The organism is Paenibacillus sp. 01T422 (assembly GCF_056398785.1).
The window spans coordinates 1-8,300 of record NZ_JBFTQB010000192.1 but is presented as its reverse complement, the minus strand read 5'-3'; the positions used below and the strand labels follow the sequence as shown (position 1 = coordinate 8,300).

The 8,300-nt window shown below is 46.0% G+C and carries 7 protein-coding genes; 6 read left to right on the top strand and 1 reads right to left on the bottom strand.

What is annotated here, in order from left to right:
• The 3 genes from AC1DUA_RS13085 to AC1DUA_RS13075 form a co-directional block, all read left to right on the top strand.
• Window positions 1–1,054 (top strand): alpha/beta hydrolase family protein (locus tag AC1DUA_RS13085; protein ID WP_477500176.1); only part of this gene is annotated, 1,054 nt, incomplete at its 5' end.
• A 153-nt stretch (window positions 1,055–1,207) separates the two neighbouring features.
• Window positions 1,208–3,004 carry a protein adenylyltransferase SelO family protein gene (locus AC1DUA_RS13080; RefSeq protein WP_477500175.1) on the top strand — a complete coding sequence of 599 codons (1,797 nt, stop codon included), beginning with the start codon at window positions 1,208–1,210 and terminating at the stop codon, window positions 3,002–3,004.
• A gap of 31 nt (window positions 3,005–3,035) precedes the next feature.
• Entirely contained in the window at window positions 3,036–3,545 is a 510-nt protein-coding gene (locus AC1DUA_RS13075; protein ID WP_477500174.1) for a DUF402 domain-containing protein, read from the top strand.
• Between the two features lie 305 nt (window positions 3,546–3,850).
• Here AC1DUA_RS13075 and AC1DUA_RS13070 read toward each other — a convergent pair whose 3' ends face one another.
• Window positions 3,851–5,338: an MFS transporter gene (locus tag AC1DUA_RS13070; protein WP_477500173.1), complete on the bottom strand. Its 1,488-nt coding sequence runs from the start codon at window positions 5,336–5,338 to the stop codon at window positions 3,851–3,853.
• 235 nt (window positions 5,339–5,573) lie between these two features.
• Here AC1DUA_RS13070 and AC1DUA_RS13065 point away from each other — a divergent pair, with 235 nt between their 5' ends.
• The 3 genes from AC1DUA_RS13065 to AC1DUA_RS13055 all read left to right on the top strand — a co-directional run bounded on the left by AC1DUA_RS13065 (window position 5,574) and on the right by AC1DUA_RS13055 (window position 8,274).
• Complete coding sequence (locus tag AC1DUA_RS13065) at window positions 5,574–6,137, top strand: TetR/AcrR family transcriptional regulator (protein WP_477500172.1); 564 nt, start codon at window positions 5,574–5,576, stop codon at window positions 6,135–6,137.
• A gap of 108 nt (window positions 6,138–6,245) precedes the next feature.
• Complete coding sequence (locus AC1DUA_RS13060; RefSeq protein WP_477500171.1) at window positions 6,246–7,163, top strand: phosphotransferase; 918 nt, start codon at window positions 6,246–6,248, stop codon at window positions 7,161–7,163.
• Between the two features lie 34 nt (window positions 7,164–7,197).
• Window positions 7,198–8,274: an NAD(P)H-dependent flavin oxidoreductase gene (locus tag AC1DUA_RS13055; RefSeq protein WP_477500170.1), complete on the top strand. Its 1,077-nt coding sequence runs from the start codon at window positions 7,198–7,200 to the stop codon at window positions 8,272–8,274.
• Window positions 8,275–8,300: the final 26 nt, after the last annotated feature.

Genomic DNA, 8,300 nt, shown 5'->3' with positions numbered 1-8,300 from the left:
GATTGTGGCCGTTTCCTATGAGACGGAAGAGATGAAATTGCATGCCTTGGATCGTGAATTTGAAGATTTGTTCAAGAAAATCGAGGATAGGCTGCAAACTCCGCATTGGGGCATAATCGGGTCGCCGGACAGGGACGTATTGCTGTTATACACATATAGCGATAAATCTTATGGCAGCTATTATCTCTACGACCGTAAAGCGCTTAAGATGGACAAGATTGCAGATATCCAACCAACGTTTGATGAGAAAAAGATGGCGGATATGCAGCCGATTTCTTACAAAAGCCGAGATGGACTTACGATTCATGGGTATTTAACGCTTCCCAAAGGCGGAGCATCGACCCAATTGCCCGTCGTCGTCAATCCGCATGGTGGACCTTGGGCGCGCGACTCCTGGGGCTTCAACATGGAAGCCCAACTATTGGCGAGCCAAGGGTATGCGGTGTTGCAGCTGAATTTCCGTGGTTCGTCTGGTTACGGGAAAGCCTTCATGAACGCCGGAGATAAGCAGTGGGGGACAACCATGCAAAATGATATCACGGACGGTGTGAATTGGCTGATAAAAAGGGGAACTGCTGACCCTGAGCGCGTTGCCATCTATGGAGCCTCCTATGGTGGATATGCGACATTGGCAGGGATGACGTTTACGCCCGATTTGTATGCAGCGGGTGTGGATTTCGTAGGACCTTCCAATCTCATTACCTTCTTGAACACGATACCGCCATATTGGTCCATGGACCGTCCGATGATGTATGAGCAGGTAGGCGATCCAGTTAAAGATAAGAAACTGCTTGAAGCGGCATCACCTGTCTTGCATGTAGACCAAATAAAGGCACCATTAATGATCGCACAAGGTGTCAATGATCCTAGAGTGAATAAAGCAGAATCAGATCAAATGGTTGCTGCGCTGCGTAAATTGGATGTAGATGTACCTTACATGCTGAAGAAGAATGAGGGGCATGGGTATCAAAAGCAGGAGAATGTACATGATTTTTATGAAGCACTCATTCATTTCTTAAATAAAAACGTAAAAAACAAGAAAAAATCTGCATAGTCAAACACGTAGTTTCGAAGTGCCAAGAAACCCCAGATCTTATGAGGTTACTTGGCACTTTTTTTCTTTCCCAGGGTGTGATTTGCTGGACATGTAGGTGGATGATATGATTAGTGGATTAGTTCAACTTGTTTATTTTTATAGGAGGCTACCGTGGACAAAATATCAATTCCTGATTTGTTTATAAAACTAGAAACAGAAGAAGTCCTATTGCTTGATGTTCGTGGCAATGAAACTGCTTCTGAATATACACCAGAGCATAGCAACCTTCATCGCATTCACATTGAAAAAGGTGAAATTAACAATTGGTCAGAAAGTACCGCAGCTGAACTTCAGAAAATGGCCGCAGGCAAAAGATTGTACGTCACTTGTTCAGGAGGCAACTCAGGGACGAATTGTGCTATTTTGCTGCGTGAGAAGGGATTTGACGCTGTTACCGTCGATGGCGGAATGCGTGCTTGGCAGGCCGAATTGTCAAACCATGAGGGCGATAAGAAACACGGCTGGAATTTCGACAACAGTTACGCTAGATTGCCTAAAATCTTTTATAGTCGGCTCAACCCGACTCCTGTTAGTTCTCCGGAAATCGTTGTTTTTAACGACGCGTTGGCAGAATCACTAGGGCTGAATATCCAAGAGCTTCAAGGTGCTGATGGCGCGGCAATACTTGGTGGCAATCAGATACCTGAGGGTGCTTCTCCACTTGCTCAAGCTTATGCGGGGCATCAATTCGGGTATTTTAATATGCTAGGGGACGGCCGGGCGAATCTGCTCGGAGAACATATGACACCACAAGGCGCCCGCGTTGATATTCAGCTGAAGGGTGCTGGGAGTACCATTTACTCCCGTGGCGGGGATGGCCGAGCGGCACTTGGACCGATGCTGCGTGAATATATCATAAGTGAAGCCATGAGCGCTCTAGGCATCCCTACAACACGCAGCTTGGCGGTGGTCAGGACGGGTGAGAACGTGTATCGCGAAACCGAGCAGCAAGGTGCAATTGTTACCCGGATAGCTGCTAGTCATCTACGTGTGGGTACCTTTCAATTTGCTGCAAAATTTGGCACTCCTCAGGATCTCCAAGCCATGGCTGACTACACCTTGCAGAGGCATTATCCAGCAGTTGAGGCTGATGATGAGAACCGGTATCTTTCCCTGCTCCTTGAAGTGATTAAACGTCAGGCTAATCTTATCGCCAAATGGCAGCTAGTTGGGTTTATTCACGGTGTTATGAACACAGACAACATGGCGCTAAGCGGCGAAACCATTGATTATGGTCCTTGCGCTTTTATGGATGCTTATGACCCCGCAACGGTATTCAGTTCCATTGATTCACAAGGCCGCTATGCCTATGGCAATCAGCCGCGCATCGCCGCTTGGAATCTCGCTAGATTTGCTGAAACCTTGTTGCCATTGTTGAATGAGAATGAGGAAGAAGCGATCAAAATAGCTGAAAATGCACTTTCTCAATTTTCAGAGTCGTATCACCGGAATTGGCTGTCAGGAATGAGAGCGAAATTGGGAATATTTAATGAAGAAGTGGAAGACGTAACGCTAATCGAAGACCTGCTCAATATGATGCAAAAATACGGGGAAGACTTCACGAATGTTTTCCGTGCGTTAACGTTTGATAAACCGGAAGAGATGTTCCTATCTGGAACTGCGGAATTTGCTCAGTGGAATGTGCAGTGGCAGGCAAGAATAGGCAGACAGCAAGAGTCCAAAGAGTTGTCGCACCAATTGATGCGCAGCAGCAATCCGGCAATTATCCCACGTAATCATCGGGTAGAAGAAGCTCTGGAAGCAGCCGTGAAACATGGCGACTACAGTGTGATGGAGCGACTTCTTCAGGCTCTTTCAAACCCGTTCGCTCATACGGTGGAACAATCGGAATATTCCGTATTACCAGCGGGAACCGGGCGTCCTTACCGGACTTATTGCGGAACCTGAGATCGAAAAGTAGAACGATGGGGATGTCACAATGGATAATCAGATAACCATTCAAGCTTTGAAATATGGAAATCACCTTCATTACGAGTGGAACACGACCCTACTGGAAAAGACGGATACTCACATTTTTGTCTTGGGCCCTAGGGGAAGACAGTTACATCATTATACGAAGCAAAAGGTTTTTACGATGGAGACTTGGACGATTGAATTTTTTTCATTTGATTCATGGTTTACGGTGAGTGCAGATATCGTCGGTGGCAAGATCAAGCAATATTATTGCAATATTAACCAACCGGCGAAAATGGAAGGACATACGGTTTCATTTGTGGATTTAGACCTGGATTACATTCAAATAGCCGGTGAATGGATGGTTGTTGATGAAGATGAGTTCGAGAGCAATGCGATCAAGTTTGCTTATCCGAATGATCTGATTCATCAAGCTCGTCAAGAATTAGAGGCTTTAAAAGAACGGGTTCGTAATAACCTGTTTCCTTTTGATGGCACACTTGCCAAGCATATAGCTAGTGTTCCGAGCGAATAAAGTAGAAAAGAGGCTGTCCCAAAGGTCATGTACTGACCGTGGGAGAGCCTCTTTGAAATTTATCAAATCCCGTATGTTGCAATAACGCCGATTCCTCATGTTATTTTCCACAAATTGAACTGCATACGGGTAACTAAATGGATTTTCTATCGTTAATTTCAACGAAATCAGTGGATTATGGGTAGATTCGGACCCATTAACTGTAGCTTCTACCACTATTTCGTCCCATGCTCCTTAGCAGTGAAGATTAACGGTAGCTTCTACATTTATTGTAGCTAAGGCGATCGACTTAATGAATGTCCAGCTTAATGTGCGCTAACTTCACTAATCTCAGCTTGAGTAGGAAGTACTTCTTTCGGTGTGCGTTTCTTTGGAATGAGCACAATAATGGCTATGAGCGATAGCGCCATAAAAATGACTGATCCCGTGATGGATGCTGAAGAAGCGTGAGCGAGTACATACCGAGCTTGATCTAGCTGTGCTGCTCCTGCAAGGGGATGCGTAACGGCCTCGCGGCTAGCTGAACCAAATACGGTGATCAAGATAGCAAGTCCCAGGGAAGCACCTGTTTGATGAGCAACATTCACAACACCGGAAGCAGCACCTGCGTCGCTGCGTTCAACTCCGGCGATTCCGGATGAGGTGAGGGGGATAAAGACGACCCCAGCGCCGATGCCCAGAATAACTAATGGAATCGCGATATTTGGAAAATAGGAAGTATCTACGGTGATGCGGCTTAACCACATCATTCCTACAAGAGCAAGGAACACACCGCCGATCATCAATTTTGTGCTTCCAAATCGCGAGAGCAAGCCAGGAACGGCATAGACCATGCTGAACATTACACCAGTCATTGGTAGAAATGCAATACCTGCAACGAGTGCATTAAAGTTCGTTACACCTTGCAAGAATTGCGTTAGAAAAAAGAACATAGCAGACATACCGCCGACAAACAGAAGACGGGCTAAATAGGCGCCAACGCGTTCGCGATTTGCAAACAAGCGAAGTGGTGTAATCGGTTGTTCGGCTTTCTTTTCAATACGAATAAACACAGCTAACAGTACGATTCCGACAATGAAGGAAGCGATAGTCCCATAATTACTCCAGCCGTCAGAGGCTGCGCGAACAAAGCCGTAAACGATGGAAGTCATTCCAATGGTTGAGGTCACGGCGCCTACGAAGTCGAATCGACCACTCAGCCGCGGCGTTTCTTTAAGATAACGAGGAGCTAAGATAATTAGTGCGATCCCAATCGGTACATTAATGAACATGCCAACGCGCCAAGAAATTAGCTCGGTTAGAATGCCACCGAGCACAAGACCGACGCTCCCGCCGGCTCCAGAAACGGCGCTGTATAGGGAGATCGCACGGGTCCGCTCTTTACCTTCGGGGAAGCTAACCATAAGTAGTGCAAGAGTTGATGGTGCGGCAAAAGCGGCAGCGAAACCTTGAATGGATCGAGCGATGAGCAAGCTTTCAGCGGAATTGGCGAAACCGGCAATTAATGAGGCCAGGGTGAATAAGGCGATACCTGACATGAAGACGCGTCTGCGTCCCAACAAATCTCCGGCTCTCGCCCCGAGCAGTAGAAGCCCGCCGAAAGTTAACGAGTAAGCATTTTGCACCCAAGATAAGTCTGTTGCAGACAGATGCAGGTTGCGTCCGATCTCAGGCAGCGATGTGATGACAATCGAGCCGTCCAAAATAATCATAAGTTGGCATGCTAGTATAATGGCCAGAACGATCGGTGAAGCGCCTGATCGTCCACTTAATGCGGTATTGGATGAAGACATGTGTGTAATCTCCCTTTCAACTTTGGAGTGTTTGTTCCAACACATCATAAGTCCTGAGAAAGAAGAAGTCAACACATTTTTGGAGTGAACATTCCAAGTCAATGAATGAATTAGGGGGAAATCCGTCTTTTCGCCGCTTTTTTTGTGAAAAATCCATGAAATTACAGAATATGCATTCCGAATACTTGACGATCCTAGTTGTACATACTAAAGTTGAGTTAACGAGGTGTGTATAATGAGTAAACGAGAAGATATATTGAATGCTACGTTGGATTTAATAGATGAAGAAGGACTACAGGCCGTTACTTTTGCAAAAATTATGAAAAGAGCGAATGTAGGCTCGGGTACCGTTTTTAATTATTTCAGCAATAAGGAAGAACTGATCAATGAGCTGTATCGGGAATGCCGAATCCTCCTAGGAGATCATCTAATGATGGGCTACGATGCTGAGTTAAGCTTGTATGAGCGCTTTAAATGCCTTCATACGAATAGGATTCGTTTCGCGGTAGAATTTCCGAAGCATTTTCGATTCATCGATGCGTATTCCTATTCGCCTTGCATGAAGCCTGAACTACGCAAATTGGAAGATGACAGCGTTTCTCGTGAAGCGATATTGGCTCTGATTAGAGATGGGCAGAAAAACGGAGTCATTCGTGAATTGGATGTTCATTTTTGCAATTCCATCACGTATGGGATTGTTACGTCTATTGTCAAAGGCTACTACGTGAAGAAATTTGAGTTAACAGATATCAAAATTCAACAGACGATAGAGGCTTCTTGGAAAGCCATTTTAGTTTGAAATTGGAGTGTGTATTCCAATTATGCAGGAATAATCAAGCTTTCATTACCCGCGCACAGCGCGGTTTTCTTTATTTAAGATGACTTGAGATAGAGGCGGTAGAGGTATTTGGGAGGTTCGAATCTTTGGGATGCAGAGTGGGAGGTTTCTGAGGAATTAGCACGGAAATTAATCACGAGCCAGTTTCCTGAGCTAGCGCGTTTAACGATACAAAAACTGGGTTACGGCTGGGATAATACCGTTTTTCTCGTTGGAGATGAGGTCGTTTTCCGCTTCCCAAGAAGAAAAGTTGCTATTAGTTCTTTACAAATGGAGGGAAAGCTATTACCGATGCTTGAGCTGTATATGCCCATTCCCTATGCCAAACCGTTATATTTTGGCGAAGGGAATGGGGAATACCCGGCACCTTTTCTTGGATATGCTTATTTAAAAGGCAAATTTCCAATTGGATTAACAGATGAACAACGTACGTTATCTGTGCCCATCCTTGCCCAATTTTTAAAAAGACTTCATGCCTTTCCTATAGATCTTGCAAGAGAGAACGGAATCCAGCATGACCATAGGAATCTAACGGACATAGCATTACGAAAAGAAAAAATGGTAGGCTTTTTAACTGATCTCAGTCCCCATATCAGGGAAGATGATCATCGCGCAATTGCAAATTATTTGGATTACTTGCATACAGAACCTGTTCAGCCAAGACAGGTTTTCCTCCATGGCGATCTTCATTTTAAAAATATGCTAGTAGATGAGCAGGGGGTAATCTCAGGCATTATTGACTGGGGAGATATGAATATCGGTCACCCTGCCTGTGATTTGAATGTTGTTTATAGYTTTATCCCCCCCGATGCACGAGCAAGTTTTTTTGCAGCGTATGGGGATGTGGATGAAGAGACGAAGCGATTAGCTCGATTAATCGCTGTGTACATACCCATGTTGATCTGGATGCAGGCAATTGACGATAATGATATGGCAGTTGCCGAAGAAGCAAAAACAATTATCGCACGTGCGCTCGCTGACGCATAATGCGAGTAGAGCGTTTTCAAAGGAGAATAAAAAAATGAGCCTGCAGCTTAATACGGATATTTGCCGCATATTTCAGATCCAATACCCCATTTTTTTAGCAGGAATGGCTGGGGTTCCAGGCACTGTGAATCTGGCGGCAGCGGTTTCTAATGCGGGTGGTCTTGGCACAATAGGTGCTGCTTATATGACACCAGATGCGATACGAAGGGCCATTCGAGAATTAAGGCAGCTGACGGATGCCCCGTTCGGTGTGAACTTGTTTACACTTCGAGCTCCCGACAACAACACGAGATTAGAAGTTGTTCAAGGCGAGCTTAACAAGGTGCGCGGCCAACTTGGGATCACAGCGGCCACAGGCGAGAGCGTCAGCACACCCGATTATTTCGAGGAGCAAATCGCAGTTTTACTGGAAGAGAAGGTTCCAGTCATTAGCACCGCGTTCGGCGTTCTCTCCGAGTCTGACAGGCAGAAAGCTCAATCAGCTGGCTTGCGTGTTGTGACGATGGTCACGACAGTGAAAGAAGCGATCATGGCTGAAGAGGCCGGTTGCGATGCGATTGTTGCGCAAGGCAGTGAAGCAGGAGGCCATCGCGGTACTTTTGACATTTCGAGCCATCCCATGGGAGCTAATATTGGCACGATTGCTTTAGTACCCCAAATCGTTGATCAAGTTCGGATTCCTGTTATTGCCGCTGGAGGTATCATGGACGGACGGGGTCTTGTTGCTGCGCTAGCGCTTGGCGCCCAGGGTGTACAGATGGGAACCCGGTTCTTGACTGCCTTTGAATCAGGTGCGAATGTGGCATATAAGCAGGCACTGCTGAAAAGTACGGAGGAAAGCACAGTCATCACGAAGGTATTCTCGGGTCGCCCAGCGAGAGGCATTGTGAACACGTTTATTCGGCACTGGGACGAGAGCGGGGTTGAGCCCCTTCCATTTCCTACACAAAATACGATTACAAGAGATATACGCAATGCTTCAGCTGACCAACACAATGCGGAATATATGTCTTTGTGGGCAGGGCAGGGGACAAGAATGCTGACGGATGGGGAGAAAGCCGGAAATCTCATAACGGAGATCATCCAGCAGGCAAGTTCAATTCTTAAGTAAAGATAAGAAGCAATCGGAGGGTAAGC